This is a genomic window from Streptomyces sp. HUAS ZL42, assembly GCF_040782645.1.
Classification (GTDB): Bacteria; Actinomycetota; Actinomycetes; order Streptomycetales; family Streptomycetaceae; genus Streptomyces.
Genome location: NZ_CP160403.1, coordinates 8,432,882 through 8,449,749 on the forward strand (window position 1 = coordinate 8,432,882; position 16,868 = coordinate 8,449,749).

Annotated in this window: 16 protein-coding genes; 3 read left to right on the forward strand and 13 right to left on the reverse strand. The window is 69.0% G+C overall.

Annotated features, from left to right (window positions below; genetic code table 11):
* Positions 1-514: 514 nt before the first annotated feature.
* The 5 genes from ABZO29_RS38500 to ABZO29_RS38520 all read right to left on the reverse strand — a co-directional run bounded on the left by ABZO29_RS38500 (position 515) and on the right by ABZO29_RS38520 (position 5,867).
* Positions 515-2,125 (reverse strand): DEAD/DEAH box helicase, encoded by a 1,611-nt coding sequence (locus ABZO29_RS38500; protein ID WP_367324816.1) that lies wholly within the window; start codon positions 2,123-2,125, stop codon positions 515-517.
* A complete protein-coding gene (locus tag ABZO29_RS38505; protein ID WP_367324817.1) occupies positions 2,118-4,871 on the reverse strand; it encodes a DUF3987 domain-containing protein in 2,754 nt (917 codons plus the stop codon). The genes ABZO29_RS38500 and ABZO29_RS38505 overlap by 8 nt, the downstream gene beginning before the upstream one ends.
* Complete coding sequence (locus ABZO29_RS38510; protein WP_367324818.1) at positions 4,796-5,347, reverse strand: hypothetical protein; 552 nt, start codon at positions 5,345-5,347, stop codon at positions 4,796-4,798. The genes ABZO29_RS38505 and ABZO29_RS38510 overlap by 76 nt, the downstream gene beginning before the upstream one ends.
* An 89-nt stretch (positions 5,348-5,436) precedes the next feature.
* Entirely contained in the window at positions 5,437-5,643 is a 207-nt protein-coding gene (locus ABZO29_RS38515) for a DNA-binding protein (protein ID WP_367324819.1), read from the reverse strand.
* Positions 5,643-5,867 (reverse strand): helix-turn-helix domain-containing protein, encoded by a 225-nt coding sequence (locus tag ABZO29_RS38520; protein ID WP_367324820.1) that lies wholly within the window; start codon positions 5,865-5,867, stop codon positions 5,643-5,645. The genes ABZO29_RS38515 and ABZO29_RS38520 overlap by 1 nt, the downstream gene beginning before the upstream one ends.
* Before the next feature lie 156 nt (positions 5,868-6,023).
* Here ABZO29_RS38520 and ABZO29_RS38525 point away from each other — a divergent pair, with 156 nt between their 5' ends.
* Positions 6,024-6,521, forward strand: a complete 498-nt coding sequence (locus ABZO29_RS38525; RefSeq protein ID WP_367326357.1) for a helix-turn-helix domain-containing protein — start codon at positions 6,024-6,026, stop codon at positions 6,519-6,521.
* Between the two features lie 41 nt (positions 6,522-6,562).
* The gene (locus tag ABZO29_RS38530; RefSeq protein WP_367324821.1) at positions 6,563-7,762 is read left to right on the forward strand and encodes a tyrosine-type recombinase/integrase; all 1,200 of its coding nucleotides are present in this window, start codon (positions 6,563-6,565) and stop codon (positions 7,760-7,762) included.
* 140 nt (positions 7,763-7,902) lie between these two features.
* Here the strand turns inward: ABZO29_RS38530 and ABZO29_RS38535 are convergent, their stop codons facing one another.
* The 8 genes from ABZO29_RS38535 to ABZO29_RS38570 form a co-directional block, all read right to left on the reverse strand.
* On the reverse strand, positions 7,903-8,244 hold the full coding sequence (locus ABZO29_RS38535; RefSeq protein ID WP_367324822.1) for a DUF4326 domain-containing protein: 342 nt from the start codon (positions 8,242-8,244) through the stop codon (positions 7,903-7,905).
* A gap of 9 nt (positions 8,245-8,253) precedes the next feature.
* Entirely contained in the window at positions 8,254-9,036 is a 783-nt protein-coding gene (locus tag ABZO29_RS38540; RefSeq protein WP_367324823.1) for an SGNH/GDSL hydrolase family protein, read from the reverse strand.
* Between the two features lie 65 nt (positions 9,037-9,101).
* Complete coding sequence (locus tag ABZO29_RS38545; protein WP_367324824.1) at positions 9,102-10,115, reverse strand: hemolysin family protein; 1,014 nt, start codon at positions 10,113-10,115, stop codon at positions 9,102-9,104.
* The gene (locus tag ABZO29_RS38550; RefSeq protein WP_367324825.1) at positions 10,112-11,446 is read right to left on the reverse strand and encodes a hemolysin family protein; all 1,335 of its coding nucleotides are present in this window, start codon (positions 11,444-11,446) and stop codon (positions 10,112-10,114) included. The genes ABZO29_RS38545 and ABZO29_RS38550 overlap by 4 nt, the downstream gene beginning before the upstream one ends.
* 156 nt (positions 11,447-11,602) lie before the next feature.
* Positions 11,603-12,028, reverse strand: coding sequence for a GNAT family N-acetyltransferase (locus tag ABZO29_RS38555; RefSeq protein ID WP_367324826.1), 426 nt, complete (start codon positions 12,026-12,028; stop codon positions 11,603-11,605).
* 56 nt (positions 12,029-12,084) lie between these two features.
* Entirely contained in the window at positions 12,085-12,975 is an 891-nt protein-coding gene (locus ABZO29_RS38560; protein ID WP_367324827.1) for an LLM class F420-dependent oxidoreductase, read from the reverse strand.
* A gap of 46 nt (positions 12,976-13,021) precedes the next feature.
* Positions 13,022-15,589, reverse strand: coding sequence for an ABC transporter permease (locus ABZO29_RS38565; RefSeq protein ID WP_367324828.1), 2,568 nt, complete (start codon positions 15,587-15,589; stop codon positions 13,022-13,024).
* 4 nt (positions 15,590-15,593) lie between these two features.
* Positions 15,594-16,430, reverse strand: a complete 837-nt coding sequence (locus ABZO29_RS38570) for an ABC transporter ATP-binding protein (protein WP_367326358.1) — start codon at positions 16,428-16,430, stop codon at positions 15,594-15,596.
* A gap of 206 nt (positions 16,431-16,636) precedes the next feature.
* Here ABZO29_RS38570 and ABZO29_RS38575 point away from each other — a divergent pair, with 206 nt between their 5' ends.
* Positions 16,637-16,864, forward strand: coding sequence for an antitoxin (locus ABZO29_RS38575; protein WP_367324829.1), 228 nt, complete (start codon positions 16,637-16,639; stop codon positions 16,862-16,864).
* Positions 16,865-16,868: the final 4 nt, after the last annotated feature.

Below are 16,868 nucleotides of genomic sequence, written 5' to 3' on the forward strand. Positions count from 1 at the left end.
TGCTGAACGTCCAGGCAAGTGGCGCGAAAGTGTCCAAAGGTGGACGCGTGACGCTGTCGACGCTGTCGACAGGGCCCAGCGCGTTTACGGATCGGCGAACCACTAGCTGGCCCCACCTGCATGTTTGGCCCGCAGGGAGGGAGGGAGGCCTTCCGAACCATGTCTATGGGGCGCCGTGACAGCGTCGTCGCGCACGCAGGGGCGTTGACAACGTCGACAGCGTGGGTCCCAGGCGCCCCAGTGGCTGCGCTTTCGGGGGCGAACGCCGGGGCGAATTCGGACATAGGTACCCAGCCGTGCGGGCTGACGCTGTCAGCGTTCGCTGTCGACAGCGCGGTGACAACGTCGACAGCACCGCTGTCCGCGTATGGGGACTTTTGCCCGACTTTCGTCGTCTGAAAGGTGTTCAAACGTGGACACCTGGCGCTGTCGACGTTGTCACGCGCTGTCGACGTTGGTGGGGTGACAGCGTCGCCGTCCACCTTTGTCTGGCTTTGTACGGTGATCGCCGTCATCAGGCAGCCATCCCGCCGAGCGTCGACGTGTACCGGTCGATAGTGCGTGACGCGAAGTAGATGGCCATCGCGTCCGAGGCCAGCCCTTGGGTGGCGTCAGGGCGGAGGGGAATGTTGTTGCGGCGGCAGGCCGCGATCTGCTTCACCGTTGCGGGCCGTGCGCGCCACGAGGCGTCTCGGCGAGCGATGCTGCCGCCGTGCCTAGCGGCGTACATCTCGGCCCACCGCATCGCGTACTCGAGGGGGTAGTCCGTGTCGAGGTCGGGGGTCTGGACGCCGGCCCCGCGCATCCATCGGCGGATGCGGTACGCCTCGGGGCTGCTACCAGCCACAAGGAAGTAGTGGGCGTCAGGCACAGAGATGAACCAGGCGCCCCCGCGGGTCATGAGCCAGGCTGCGCCGGAGCTGTGGAAGAGGTCGACGTCTTCCCAGGCGATGGTGGACAGCGGCAGCGACAGCCCGACGTTGGAGCGGCGGGCCGCGTCGACGAGGGTCTCGTCGTCCTCCGGCTGGGTGACTTCGTAGTCGGTGAGGTCGACGATGGAGGCGAGCTTGTGGCGGCTTGAGGCGCCCGTGACGTCGAGTACAAGTGCGTCGGTCTTGCCCTTCCAGGGGCGCAGGACGCGGCCGACCATCTGCGTGTAGAGGACGACGGAGCGGGTCGGCCGGGCGATGACCGCGCATGACGTCCAGGGGGCGTCGAACCCTTCTGTGAGGACGGAGCAGTTGGACAGCACCTGCAGTTCGCCGCTGCTGAACTTGGTTAGCGTGTCGACGCGTTCGGCGCGCGGCATCTCCCCCGACACAACGCCAGTGGGTATGCCGGCCGCGGTGAGCGCTTCGGCCATGGTGTGGGCGGTTGCGACGGTTGGCGTGAAGACGACGCCGGGCCGGTCGGCCGCGTGCTCAATGTAGGCGTCGGCTACAACCTTGGATGCGCCGGAGTCGTCGAGGGCCTGGCCGAGTTGCCCTTCCTGGAAGTCCCCGCCGCGGGAGGCAACATCGTCGAGGGCGAGCTCGTCGACGACAACCTTCTTGCCCCTGACGTCGACGAGGTGCCGGTCGCGGATCATCTCCAGGATGTCCCGGGTGTAAACGACCTCTTCCCATACGGTGGCAAGGCCGCCGTCTTCGCGTTTCATCGTCGCGGTGAAGCCGGCTGTCGGGGTGCGGTCGAAGCACCCGAAGTGCTTGAGGACGTCGACGTATGTGGGTGCCGCAGCGTGGTGCGCTTCGTCGACGATGACCAGGCCGATACCGGTGATGGCTACCCGTCGTTTGGGTACTGCGAGGGTCTGGATGCTGGCGACGATGACGTCGGCGTCCTGGTGCTCATCTTGCTCCGCCTTGACGATGCCCACGGTGAGGTGCGGGGCTACGGCCTTCACCTTGGCGGCGGCCTGCTGAATGAGCTCGTCTCGGTGCGCGATGATCAGCGTGCGCACGTGCTGGCGGTGATGTATGAGGTTGGCAAGGTGACTGAACACGACGGTCTTGCCTGCACCTGTGGGCAGCACAACGGCCAGCCGTACTCTGCCCGCTCGCCACCCTTCGGTGAGCTTGTCGATTGCCGCACGCTGGTAGTCCCGGAGCGGGAGGGTCTCAGTCATGCTGCGGCCCTCCCTTCAGGGCCGGGTGGACGATGAACGTGGCGGCACTCTTCTGTCGACCCGATGCGTCCGTGTCGGCGACGGAGGCGATCCACCGGGTTCGGTGGAGTTCCGCGAGCGCCTCGTCGAGGGCCTGCGGTGTGTACCAGTCCTGCCTGCTGCAGCCGCTGCGCGTGAGTTCGCGGCGGGTGAAGGTGTCCGTGTCGCGGGTGCGGAGCCACTTGAGGATCCACTCGACGCCGGGGTTGGACTCGGCGGTGCGCCATACGCGGTGGACGTATTCGGCGTGCCCGCACGCCCACCTGCCCAGCTGTACGGCCCGAAGCATGACGTCGGCGCCGATGGGTTCGCCAATAGGGCGTCCGTCCGCCAGGTGGTAGAGGCCGGAGAGACGCAGGACGGTTCCTGCGATCTTGCCTGTCCAGTCGGTCATGTGGGCGTAGCGGCCGACGACTTCCTTCTGCGTGGGCTCCAGCCAGGCGCGGAAGTCGTTCAGCCCTTGGTGAGCCGCGTCGCTCAGGTAGAGGACCGGGGTGATCTCTGGCCGCATGGGCATGCTGAGAAGGTTCTTGACCGCGGCTTCCCAAGCGTTACCAGTGTCCTGGTCGAGGGGTGGGCTTGCGATGAGACGTTCACCCATGAGGGACTTGGGAACGCTGAAGATCCATCGCCCGAGAAGGCCACTGCTGCGCGCGCCGGGGATGCTGGCCGCGTTCTCGACGACGTGCGGCTGAACCAGCATCCCGATGGCGAGCGCCGGGTTCCACAGGATGCGGACACCCTTGCCGACGCGGTTGACGATGTACTCCTCCTCGTCATACGAGGACAGATAGATGCCGAGGTTCGGCGTTCCGGAGTACATGCCTGCGATCTGCGCGAAGAGCGTGTCTTCGGCGACGAGCATCCCCAGGCACTCCTTGTTGTCGTGCAGGGCCTGCACGAGAGCCTCGGGGGTAGAGTCACTGATGGTGAGCTGCGGCGGGTTCGCGGACGGATCGGGAAGGCCGGCTAGCTTGGCCTTAAGCCCGTCGAACTCCGCGAGCAATGATGAGTTCGATGAGTCGCGCTTCAGCTTCGAGCGGACCTCTTCAAGGCCGAACTCGATCTTTTCCCGTTCGGTCTCGGCATCCTTGAGGGCTTCCTGATGGGCCATCCATCGTTCGCGTTCTGCTGACTTGAGGGGGCGCGCCATGATGCGGACCGTGTCGCTCTTGCGCTCCCCGGAGCGGAGCAGCGTAAGCGTGCGGACGATGGGCGGCTGCTTCCAGCCGGACCTTGCGTCACAGACCTCGAAGCGTCCGAGCGCTGCGACGGAAAGAACTGACAAACCCATCAGTGCGGGGGCCTCTACGGGCACCTGCAGGTGAGCAGCGACGTTCTTGGACATAGCGGCGAGTACGGACGGCACCACGGCGTCGATGTCGATGGGTGACGGTGGTGGCATTTCGGCACCGCCGAGCGGGTCCGGGGGCTCGGCGAAGTGGTCCCGCGCGTCCGTCTCGCTGCCGTATACGCCGCGTTTGATGCGCTCCGGGGTCTGCGACTCCGTCACGTTGGAGACGGGTGGCCAGGGGCGGCGCGGGTCGGCCATGCCTGCTGTGAGACCGGACTCGATCGTGCGGAGTGCGCGCCCCTCGGGATGGTTGCCCGCGCGGGCTGCTGAGAGCAGGGCGTCACGCGCCTCGTTCTCGGTGAGCGCCCCAGCCCCGACGAGTTGTCCGATGTTGTACGCCGCGATGTTGATCGTGTTGTTCTGGTCGCCGTCGGGGGCGCCTACGACCTGATCGCACTCTTCCTGTACGGCCTTGCGCGTGTACTGGTCGATGCGGTCGGACGTGAAGGTGTAGCTCCGTCGTTCCGCCGGCTGTTGCACCCGCGGCTTCGGGCGGAGGATCTCGAGTAGCCACTCCGGAGCGTCTGCGAGAGTTGTCTTGGTCGAGATATACGGACCCTTGCCGGACACGGACGGAGGGGCCACTACCTGGCCACCGTCACCGCGGATGTCGATGCCGTTGATCCCAAGAGCCCGCAGCGCCTTCGTGGCGTTGGTGATCTCGAAGTCGGGATAGTTGAAGTACCAGTGCCCGCCGCCCGATCCCGTCTCGACGTACCAGGTCGCCGGCAGCGTCCCGTACTCCGCTTCAAGCTTTGCCAGAGACTCGTTGCCCCCGTTGTCCGGGTCGACGTCGAGGACGAAGATCCCGGACTGTCGGCCGGTCGCGATCCCGACGTTCGCCTGCGGGCGTGCACGCCACCAGCTGGTGATCGTGTCGGCGTCCGTGGTCGCCTTGTCCTGCCAGGCACTGTGCAGGGGATGCTTGCCGCCCTGTTTGTAGTCGTGCTCGGGATCCTGATCCCGGTTGCCGCACGAGCAAGTTCCAGCCTGCGTGATGTGGTGAAGGGCAATCACGCGCCAGCCCTGGGCGGTCGCGTACCAGAGAGCAGCAGCGCCCTTGACGGGCGCGGCGGCCGAATTGGTGGGTACGCTGATCAGAGTCCTCGCCTGGACGTTGTGACGCCCGCTGCCTGCCATGTGGCGGGCGTCCTGGTTCTCGTTCAACTCTGCGTTCCTTACCGCGAGTGCGAGGCTGCGGGTTGCCGGGCTGGCCGGTCCTCGCGGAAACAGATGGGAATCAATTGGCCGCGCCCGTGAGCGCGGCCGGCCCTGGCTCAGGGGGCTTCGAAGACGGTGAGGCCGCGGGTGTCGATGACGTACTCGGCTTCGTTGCGGCTGTTGTTGGCGCACAGGAGTGCCTCGGGCGGGGCGAGGACCGTGTACAGGCGACCGGGCGGGCGTCCGCCGGATCCTGCGGCGAATTCGTCGGCGACCTTCCGGTCGGTGGTCCAGGACCAGTCGGTTCGGCGCTCGGGTACGGTGCCGCGCCACAGGAGGATGGGCTCGGTCGGGCGGGGTGCCGGGATTCCGTCGATCGTGAATCCGGCGATGTCGAACAGCCAGCGCCAGGTGTCGTGGTCGAGTTGCCGGTCGGGGAATTCCGCCCCCGACCAGATGCCGCCGATGAGTGCGGTCACTGTCTCGGCCGAGATCTTCGCTTCGCTGTAGGCCTCTTCTAGGAGCGCGGGTCCGTGGTTGCGGCCGGCGAGTCCGATCAGCCGTTCCAGTTGGGCGGTGGTGAGGTTGTCGGCGTCGAGCAGCTGCTCGTATGCCTGGTCGGCGAGGTCGCGGTGTACGGCGCTGGGCGGCTGTGGCAGTGTTGTCATTGGCGTCGTTCCTTTCTGTGATGTGGCCCCGGGTCTGCTGGCGAGCGGATTGCCCGGGGTCTCGTCATGTCTGGCGGGGGGCGCTGTCGTTACGCGGCTTCGAGGAGCTTCACGATCGAGGCGGTGACGACCCGGTGTCGGGTGCCGAAGCTGAGGACCTTGACGGGCGCCTCGCCGCGGTTGATCAGCGCGTACATCTGGGACTTCGAGATGCCGATGGCGCGTGCTGCGTCGGGGACTCCGACTGCGGCGGGCCATCCGCGGATTTCGTCGAGGGTCGGCGGTGCGGCCTTCATCAGGCGGCCCTTACTGGCTGGTCACCCGCGAGCCAGGCGAGGACGTCGCCGCGGCGGTAGCGGATGCGGCCGCCCTTGCCGGGCGAGAGCTTTGTGTAGCGCGGGCCGGTGCCCTTCCAGCGCTTGTCCGACAGCGTGCGAACGCTGAGCTTGGCGAGCTTGGCAGCCTCAGCCGGCGTCAGCCACTCATCGAGATTGAGCGCGTCAGATGCGCTATTGCGCATGACAACCTCCAAGATTCGCAGCGGTCACTGCGATACTCGGACTGTACGGGAGTGTCGTTGACTGTGCAAGGTTCCGCATGGGACGCTGCGAAAGTGACAGCAATCGAGACTGAAGAGCTACCTGAGGGCGCAGGATGGGGCCCCACCAGCCGGCACGTGGCCGCTAACTTGAAGCGGCTCCGTAAGGCCCGCGGACTGTCCACGACAAGGTTGGCGGACGCCTTGAAGGCGGCTGGCCAGCCGATCCCGCCCACCGGCATCACGCGGATCGAGAAGGGCGAACGGCGGGTTGACGTCGACGACCTCACGGCGCTCGCTGTGGTGCTTGGGGTCTCGCCCTCCGCTCTTCTCCTGCCGCCAACCAGCTCACCGGAAGACCGGTTTGAGGTCACCGGCGGTGGCGAGGTCCAATCGGACACGGCTTGGGCCTGGGTGGACGGGACGCGCCCGCTGCACATGCCGGAGGACAGCGCCTATGCGGCCACGCTTGAGTACGCCCTGTACTCCCGGCCGCCGTGGATGCGCCCGGGTGGTCCTCACTTTGAAGGCGCCGCCGCGCAGCAGGCCGCCACGACGACACAGCTCTCCGACCTGATCAGCGCCCTGCTGTCCAATCCCGAAGCGCTGCGACGGTTCTTGAAGGAACAAGAGTGAGGCCGCCCGCGGGAGCGGGATCCGCGTAGGAGGGGGAGGGAATGGCCGAGATCAAAAAGGTCACCCTGCAGAACGGCAAGACCCGCTACCGCACCGTGGTCGACGCCGGCCGCGACGAGAACGGCAAGCGGATTCAACTCACGATCACGAAGGACACGAGGAAGGAGGTTCTGGCGGAGCGTTCCCGGATCGTCGCTGAGCGGTCCGCGGGGACCTTCATCGCCCCCAACAAGATCACGCTGGGGGAGTGGCTTGACCAGTGGCTTGAGTACAAGCAGCGGGACGTCGAGGAGACGACGATCCGCACGTACCGGCTCGCCCTGGTCCACGTCTACGACCGCCTCGGGCACGTCCGGCTGCAGGAACTCACCGAGGACCAGCTGCAGGACTGCATTGACGAGATCGTGGCCACGGGCCGTCGCAAGGGCGGCGAGCCCGGTACGCGTCTGGCGGTGTCCACTGTGGGCGGGATTATGGTCCGTCTCCGTGAAGCGCTGGGGCGGGCCGTTGTACGGAAGCTGATCCCGGTCAACCCGGCTCAGTTCGTGCGGGTGTCGCTCGCCGACAAGAAGACGGACAAGCGGGAGCGCGACAAGCCGAAGCCGTGGACCGTCGACGAGGTGCAGGTGTTCATCCGCGGCATCGAGCAGGACCGGCTGTATGCGCCGATGCTGCTCAGCCTGATGGGTCTGCGGCCGGCTGAGGTGTGCGGGCAACGCTGGTCGGACATTGACCTGCAACTCGGTGTCCTCGAGATGACCAACACCCGCACGATGATCGGCAACGTCAAGGTGCTGGAGAAGGACGCCAAGACGGCCGCGGGCGAGCGTGCGCTGCCGCTCCCGCAATGGCCATGGGAGGCGCTGAAGAAGTTCAAGGCGCAGCAGGCCCGGGAGAGGCTGGCTGCGGGGGAGGGCTACACGGACACCGGGTACGTCCTCGTCGACGAACTCGGGCTTCCGCTGAACACCCGGCAGCTGCGCGAGCACGCCTACCGGCTGATGCGCCGTCTTGGCCTGCGGCAGGTGCGTCTGTACGACGCTCGGCATTCCTGTCTGACCTACCTCGCTGTGAACGGCGGCGTCCCGGATGTGGTGCTGGCCGCGTGGGCGGGACACACGAACGCGAACTTCACGAAGCGGAAATACGTGCACGTTGCGCCCGAGGACATGCGGGTCGCGGCGGCTGCGTGGGACGCCTTCCACGGAGGTGATCCAAAAGCGTCCGGTGAGAAAATGTGAGAGATGATCTCTAGTGGGCCACTCTCCATACCACCTGACCTGCACAGATAGTGTGGAAGGTAGAACAGTAGACGGATTCTACTGGCGATTCGTGCAGGCCAGCGCCACAGTCCCGTTTGGCGGAACCTACGAGACGCCCGTCACCCCGAGGAGTCCGCGAGCTCGGCCAGCACCCCGGCGTGGCACGGCTCCGGCGCGCACCAGCAGGCCAGTGTCTTCCCGCGCAGGCCGTCGACCAGCTCGAGCAGCTCGGGCCGATCCAGCAGATACGCCCGGTACATGGCCATCACCTCGGCCCGGGTGCCGTCGCGCTTCTTCTTCGGGGTGTCGTAGGCGAAGGGGTTGTACAGCGCATGGCGGGGCAGGTCCCAGCCGCCCAGGGTCCAGCGGCGGCCGACGTAGACCACGTCCTGCGGCGCGTGTTCCAGCCGGGGGCCGAACTCGTGGATCCGGCCCCGGAGGTTGATCACGCGCGTCGTCATGACGACCGCCTACGCCGCCGGCCCCTCGTAGGGCAGCAGCTCGGGCCGCTTGGGCGGCAGTCCGTCGCCGGAGGACCGGCCCGTCAGACGGCGGCCGATCCACGGCAGCAGGTGCTGCCGGGTGAACCGGACGTCCGTGACGCGCCGCGTGACCCAGCCAGGTGGGACCGTCGCCGGCATCGGCGTGTGCCAGTCGGTGTCCTCGGGCTCGTAGCCGAGCCCCTGCCAGACCGCCTCGGCGACCCGGCGGTGCCCCTCGGCCGTCAGGTGCAGCCGGTCCACGTCCCACAGCCGCGGGTCGCCGAGCGACGCAGCCCCGTACAGGTCGACGACCAGCGCGCCGTGCCGGGCGGCGAGTTCGTCGATGCAGGCGAACAGCTCCTCCATGCGCGGCCGGAACCGCTCCAGGACCGGACCCTGCCGGCCCGGGCTGCGCATCAGCACCAGCTGCTTGCACGAGGGGGCCAGCCGTTCCACGGCCTCCGTGAGCAGCCCCCGCACGCGCCCCATGTCGCATTTGGGGCGCAGCGTGTCGTTCAGGCCGCCGACCAGCGTGATGACGTCGGCGTCCATGGCGGCCGCCACGTCCACCTGCTCCTCGACGATCTGCCCGATCAGCTTGCCGCGCACGGCGAGATTGGCGTACCGGAAACCGGGCGTGCGGGCGGCCATCCGCCCCGCGAGGAGGTCGGCCCAGCCCCGGTAGGAGCCGTCGGGCAGCAGGTCCGACATGCCCTCGGTGAAGGAGTCGCCGACCGCGACCAGGCTGGTGTGAGTGGGGTTCGTCTCCATGGCGACAGAGATGGTATCCCGAGCTCCATACCCATCGGTCGGTCGGCCCGCGCGGCCCCGGCTTCTCACGCCCGCTGCCCGAACAGCTCCCGCAGTACGTCCTCCATGGTCACCAGACCCGCCAGCCGTCCCTCGGACTCGAGCACGGCCGCGAGGTGCGTACGGCTGCCCCGCATCGCGGTGAGCACGTCGTCCAGCGGCGTGGTCTCCCGTACGCGCGCGATGGACCGCATGTCCCGCAGCTGGAACGGCTCGTTGCGCGGCGAGGCGTCCAGCGCGTCCTTCACATGGAGATAGCCGACGATCCGGCGTCCCTCGTCCACCACGGGGAAGCGGGAGAAGCCGGATTCGGCCGCCAGCCGCTCCAGTTCCTCCGGCGTGACGCCCACGCGCGCGTGGACGACGCGTTCCAGTGGCAGGACCACGTCGCGGACGGGCCTGCGGCCCAGCTCCAGCGCGTCGTGCAGCCGCTCCTGCGCCCGGTCGTCGATGAGGCCCGCCTCGCCGGCGTCCTTCACGATCTGGGCGAGCTGGGCGTCCGAGAAGGCCGCGGTGACCTCGTCCCGGGTCTCGATCCGCATCAGCTTCAGCAGGGCGTTCGCGAAGGCGTTGATCGCGAAGACCACCGGGCGCAGCGCCCGGGACAGCGCGACCAGGGGTGGACCGAGCGCCAGCGCGGTGCGCACCGGCTCGGCGAGCGCGATGTTCTTCGGCACCATCTCGCCCAGCAGCATGTGCAGGTACGTCGCCAGGGTCAGCGCGATCACGAAGGACACCGCGTGCCCGGCGCTCTTGGGCACGCCCAGCGCGTGGAACACCGGCTCCAGCAGGTGAGCGATCGCCGGCTCCGCGACCACACCGAGCACCAGGGTGCACAGTGTGATGCCGAGCTGCGCGGCCGCCATCAGCGCGGACACGTGCTGCAGACCCCACAGCACGCTCCTGGCCCGCCGGTCGCCGTGCTCGGCGTACGGCTCGATCTGGGAGCGTCGTACGGAGATCAGCGCGAACTCGGCGCCGACGAAGAAGGCGTTGACGACGAGGGTCGCCAGACCGATCAGCAGCTGTACGGCGGTCACCGCAGGCCCCCCTTCTCGACGGAGTCGTCGAGCGGCGCGTGCAGCAGAACCCGGGCCGCCCTGTGCCCCGTCGCGTCCACCACGTCCAGCCGCCATCCGGCGACCTCCAGGGTGTCGCCGACGGCCGGTATGCGGCCGAGCTCCGTCGCCACGAGGCCGGCCAGCGTCTCGTACGGCCCCTCGGGCGGCCGCAGACCGACGACGGCGAGCTGGTCGACGCGGGCCGCGCCGTCCGCCGAGTACAGGCTGCGTCCCTCCTCGTCCGTGCCGGCCGGGGCCAGGTCGGGCGTTTCGTGGGGGTCGTGCTCGTCCCGCACCTCGCCGACGACCTCCTCGACGATGTCCTCGAGCGTGGCGACTCCCGCCGTACCGCCGTACTCGTCGATGACCACGGCCATCGTGCGCTTCCCGGACAGCCGGTCGAGCAGCCGGTCCACGGTCAGGGATTCCGGCACGAGCAGCGGTTCGCGCATCAGCTCGGAGACGGGCACCCGGGGCCGGCGCTCCGCGGGCAGCGCCAGTACGTCCTTCACGTGGGCGGTACCGACGACCGAGTCGAGGTTGCCGCGGTAGACGGGGAAGCGGGACAGGCCCGTCGCCCGGGTGGCGTTCGCCACGTCCTCGCACGTCGCCTGGGCGTCCAGGGCGATGACCTGGACCCGCGGCGTCATCACGTTCTCCGCGGTCAGGTCGGCGAGGTTCAGTGTCCGTACGAACAGCTCGGCGGTGTCCGGCTCCAGGGCGCCCTCCCGGGCGGAGTGCCGGGCCAGGGCGGCCAGCTCCTGCGGTCCGCGTGCGGCGGCCAGCTCCTCGGTGGGTTCCACCCCGAGGCGGCGCACCACACGGTTCGCGGCGTTGTTGAGGTGGGTGATGAAGGGGCGGAAGGCGGCGCTGAACCAGCGCTGCGCGTTGCCCACCCGCTTGGCCATCGGAAGCGGTGAGGAGATCGCCCAGTTCTTGGGCACGAGTTCGCCGACGACCATCAGGAAGACGGTCGACAGGGCCGTGCCGAGCACCAGCGCCACGGAGGAGGCCGTGGAGCGCGAGATGCCGAGCGACTCCAGCGGTCCCGCGATCAGGGTGGCGATGGACGGCTCGGCGAGCATGCCGACGACCAGGTTGGTGACAGTGATGCCGAGCTGGGCCCCGGAGAGCTGGAAGGTCAGGTTCCGAACGGCCTTGAGCGCGCCCGACGCCCCCCGCTCGCCGCGCTCCACGGCCCGCTCCAGTTCGCTGCGCTCGACCGTGGTCAGGGAGAACTCGGCCGCGACGAAGGCACCGCAGGCGAACGACAGCAGGATCGCCACCAGCAGGAGGAGCACTTCGGTCATCGGGTCACCTCCGTCCCATGGTCGGCCAGGGCAGGGAGGATCGCGCGATGTCGCGTACCGGGAGGCTCGCCCATGGGCGGACGCTCACACCTTTCATTGGAGGACCGGATCGGAACCGCATGCGGTCCTCCAATGGTAAAGGATAGGCAAAGAAGCTCAGCCGGTGAACGGCTTCACCCAGCGCCGCCAGCGCTCCTGGGGCGCATACCCCGCGGCACGCCACGCATGATGTGCGGTCTCGTTGCGCGTCAGCACCATCGCGTCGCCACGGCGCCCGCCGAGCCGTACGAACCGTTCCTCCGCGGCGTTGAGCAGCGCCGAGCCGATGCCCTGCCGCCGCCGCTGCGGGTGCACCGCCAGCCGGTACAGGTGGCAGCGCCACCCGTCGAAACCGGCGATCACCGTGCCGACCAGCTCGCCGTCCACCTCGGCCAGCATCAGCGCCTCGGGGTCGCGGGCGACCAGCCGCTCCACGCCCTCCCGGTCGTCGCTGATGCTCGTGCCCTCGGCGGCCGTCTTCCAGAAGGCGAGCACGGTGTCGAGGTCGTCGGGCGTCGCGGCCCGTATCCGCAGTTCAGGCATGCGGCGATCCCATCACGGCCGGAGTCGCGGGACGCGGAATTCCGGCATGCGGACGGTCACTGCCCGCGCAGGCGGGCCATCACCGGTGCGAAGGCCTCCATGTACGGCTCCAACACGGTCAGGTACGTGAACCCGTACCGCTCGCGCTGCGCCAGCACCTGCTCGACGATCCGCTCCAGTGGGCCGAGCAGGAGGATGGGCAGCGCCAGCGCCTGTTCCAGGGTCACTTCCGGCAGCCGGTCGAGCAGGGGCTGGACCACGCCCTCGCGGTCCTCGGTGACGACGACCATCTGCAGGAGCAGGTTCAGCTCCGCGGGCTCCTTGCGGCCCGCCGCGAACCCCCGGTACCGGGCCACCCGTTCGTCGAACCGCTCCGCCGTGATAGGGACGAGCCGGCCCGTCGTGCTCGTGGGGTCCGCGTACGCGCCTCCGAACGCCGCGATGTCGGCGTGCTGGGCGCTGAGGCGCAGCACGCGGTCGCCGTTGCCGCCGATCAGCAGCGGCACCCGTGGCTTCTGTGCCGGTTGCGGTTGCTGCTCGCCGGAGCCGAGCAGCCGGTCCAACTCCTCGACCGTACGCCGCAGATGGTCCACTCGCTCACCCGGTGAACCCCACGGCAGGTCCGCCGTGTCGTGCTCCGCCCGTACGTAGCCGGCACCGAGGCCGAGTTCGAGGCGGCCGCCGGTGAGCGCGTCCGTCGTCGCCACCTCGCGGGCCAGCAGCGCCGGGTTCCAGAAACCCGCGTTGAGGACGAACGTGCCCAGCCGAGGCCGCTCGGTGGCCTCGGCGGCCGCGACCAGGGCCGGGAACGGCGCCGGCATGCCGAGGTGGTCGGGGACCAGGATCACGTCGTAACCGAGTTCCTCGGCCCGCCGGCACTTGGCCCGCCACTCTTCGGCGGGGGAGGGATGGATCAGGCTGACACCGAAGCGGAAGGAACGCGGCATGAACTCTCCTCACCCGCAAGGGACTTGAGTACCTGCCGCGATTCCATCACTCGTGCGCGATTGCTGCCAGCACATTCATGCGGGATGCACGCAACGCGGGCAGCAGCGCCGCGACGATGCCCACGACCGCCGAGCCGATCACCACCGCGACGACCGTGCCCCACGGAATCGCCAGCGCCTTCATGCCCTGCAGCGCCAGCACCTGCTGGGTGCACACGCCCCACACCAGTCCCAGCGCAAGGCCCAGCACCGCCCCGAACACCGCGATCATCACCGACTCCAGCCGGATCATCCGGCGCAGCTGCCGCCGGGCGAGCCCGATGGCCCGCAGCAGCCCGATCTCGCGCGTGCGCTCGACCACCGACAGGGCGAGGGTGTTGACCACGCCGAGCACCGCGATAACGATCGCGAGGCCGAGCAGCGCGTACACGAGGTAGAGCAGTACGGCGACCTGGTCGTGGACCAGCTTCTTGTAGTCGGCCAGGTCACGCACCTGCACCTGCGGATACGGCTCGAGTGCCCGGTCCAGTCGCGCGCGCAGCTGGTCGGCGCTCGTGCCGGAGGCCGCGTTCACGTACAGCACGGAGTCCTGGCCGCCCGGGATGTACTTCTCGACGGTCGCGATGCCGAAGAACAGCCCGCCCTGCATCCCGAACCCGTCGGCGGAGTCCTGGTCGGTGAGGGCACCCACCTTCAACTCGGTCCGCTGGTCGCCGGGGAACTCGACGGGGATCACGCTGCCGACCCGCACGTCGTGGTCCTTGGCGAAGTCGACGTCCATGCCGATGGCGCCGTCGGCCAGGGCGGCAGCCGTGTCGCCCTGCGCGTACACGACCTGGGCGACGTCGTCGAGCCGGTCGTCGTATCCGCCGGCGGTCGTCTCGATCCGCTTGCCGTCGGGCAGGGTTACCGCGAGCGGCGCGAACCGCTGCCGTACGACGAGACCGACGCCCTCCGTGCCGCGCACCTTGTCGGTGACCTCCTGCGTGAACGGCGTGAAGTTGGCGTTCTGGATCACGAAGTCGGCACCCAGCGTCTTGTCGATCTGCTCGTCGAAGGACTTCGACATCGAGGCACTCGCCACCGACATGCCGCCGACCAGCGCCAGCCCCACCATCAGCGCCGCCGCCGTGGCGCCCGTACGACGCGGATTGCGCAGGGCGTTGCGCAGGCTCATGCGGCCGACCGACCCGAACAGCGCCGGGAAGGCCGCGCCGAGCACCCGGATCACCGGGCGCACCAGGAGCGGGCCCGCGATGACGGTCGCGATCAGTGTGAGGACGACGCCGAGGCCCAGCAGAGAGGCCGCCGAGCCGGTCTTCGACGAGAGGGCGCAGCCCACGAGCGCGGCCGTCCCGGCCGCTCCGATCACCGCGCCGACCACCGCGCGCACACGCAACGGGCGGCCCACACCGGCGATCTCGGCGTCCGCGAGCGCGGCCATCGGCGACACGACCGCCGCACGCCGGGCCGGCAGATACGCCGCCACGAAGGTGACGCCGACGCCGACGACGTACGCCGCCACGGGAGTCCCCCATCCGATGACCATCTCGGTGGTCTTGAGGTTCATCCCGAACACGCCCATGAGCTTGATCAGCCCGGCCGCGAGCCCGATGCCGGCCGCCAGGCCCAGGGTCGAGCCGACGACGCCGAGGAGGATCGCCTCCGTGAGGACCGATCTGCGCACCTGGCGCCGGTCGGCGCCGAGGGCGCGCAGCAGACCGAGCTCCCGGGTGCGTTGGGCGATCAGCATCGAGAACGTGTTGACGATCAGGAAGACGCCGACCAGGACGGCGATCCCGGCGAAGCCCAGCATCACGTACTTGATGACGTCGAGGAAGCCGCCCAGGTCCTCGGCCGACGACTTGGCCTGTTCGTCGGCGGTCTTCACGTCGTAGGACGTGCTGCCGAGCGCGGCGACGACGCGGCGCTTGAGTTCGGCGTCGGTCACCCCCTGTGCCGCGTCCACCTCGATGCTGGTGGCCTTGTCCGCGGAGCCCAGCAGCTGCTTGGCGGCGGTCTCGGGGTCGAGGAAGACGAGGGCCGCGCCCGGGTTGGTGGTCGTGAAGGTGGCGATGCCGACGATCTCGACCTTGAAGGTGCCGGGCTGGGCCAGCACCGTCAGCGTGTCGCCGATCTTCACGTGCTTCTTGTCGGCGGTGTCCGCGTCGAGCAGCGCCTCACCGGCGCCGCGCGGGGCGTGGCCCGAGGTCAGCTTCACCGGGCTGCGATCGGTGGGGTACCAGTCGGTGGCGATCGTGGGGGCGCCGGTGGTGGGTCCGACCGACTTGTTCTTGCTGTCGACCACCGTGATGTTCTCGACGCCCACCCCCGCGCGGCTCGACGCGACCCCGTCGACCCCGGTGAGGCGGCCGGCGAGCGAGGCGGGCACGGTCTGGACGGCGCCGGTGGGCACGGACGCGTTCAGGTCGTCCTTCGGCGCCACCGTCACGTCGGCCGACGTCGACGCGAAGAGCCGGTCGAAGGTGCGGGTCACCGTGTCGGAGAAGATCAGACTGCCCGCGACGAACGCCACTGACAGGACGACGGCCAGGGCGGAGAGCATCAGCCGCCCCTTGTGGGCGAGGAAGCTCCTGAGCGTTGCCTTGAGCACCGCCTCAGTCCTCCTTGGCCGCGTCGTCGAACTGACTGCGGATCACATCGAAGCCGGGGGTCTGGGGGGTTCCCCCGGTGAAAAGGCGCATACGTTCCAGCACCGCCTCCGCGGTCGGCCGTTCCATCTCGTCCACGATCCGCCCGTCCCCAAGGAACAGCACCAGGTCGGAGTGGGCGGCGGCGCCCGGGTCATGGGTGACCATGACGACGGTCTGCCCGAGGTCGTCGACGGCGTTGCGCAGGAAGGCGAGGACCTCGAGGCCCGCGCGCGAGTCGAGGTTGCCGGTCGGTTCGTCCGCGAAGATCAGCTCGGGACGCGAGGCGAGCGCACGGGCGCAGGCGACGCGCTGCTGCTGGCCGCCGGAGAGCTGGGCCGGCCGGTGCTTGAGCCGGTCGCGCAGCCCCAGGGTGTCGATGACCTGGTCCAGCCACTTCGGGTCGGGCTTCTGGCCCGCGATGTCCATGGGCAGAGTGATGTTCTCGACCGCGTTGAGCGTCGGGATCAGGTTGAACGACTGGAACATGAAGCCGATGCGGTCCCGCCGCAGCCGGGTCAGCTCCCGCTCCTTCAGGCCCGTGATCTCGGTGTCGCCGAGCCACACCTGTCCGGCCGAGACGGTGTCGAGTCCCGCCAGACAGTGCATCAATGTGGACTTCCCGGACCCCGAGGGCCCCATGACAGCGGTGAAGCGGCCGCGCGCGATGTCCACGTCCACCGAGTCCAGGGCGAGCACGGTCGTCTCGCCCGAGCCGTACGCCTTGGTCAGACCGCGGGCGCGGGCCGCGATGCCGTCGGCCGGGGCCTGACCCGGGGCGTGCTCCGCAGCAGGTGTGGACAAGACCGCCTCCTTGTTCCTGGACGTCGTGACTGCCATGACTCCTTTGTCCCGCCGAGCGTAGTGTGATCCCGCGCACACTCGGAATCCCCCAAAGGTCCCGATCGGCCTCCGCCCCAGGTCGGGTCCCTGATACGGATGTAAGGGCCACGCTCCACCCGGGGGAGGACCACTTGCCGGTGCTAGCGTGCCGGCGCTAGCTTCTATGTATGGCGAAGACCCAGCTGAACGTGAGGGTGGACGAGGGCACGGCCCGCGCCGCCCGTGAACGCGCCCTGGCCCGCGGCATGAGCGTCAACCGCTACATCGAAGAGCTGGTCAGACAGGACACCGGCGAGGTCGGTCACACCTTCGTGGAGGCCGCCGCCGACTTCATGAAGCAGTACGAGACGGTCTTCGCCGAGGAGTTCGGCGCGGAGCACGAAGGTCGTCGCTGAGCCG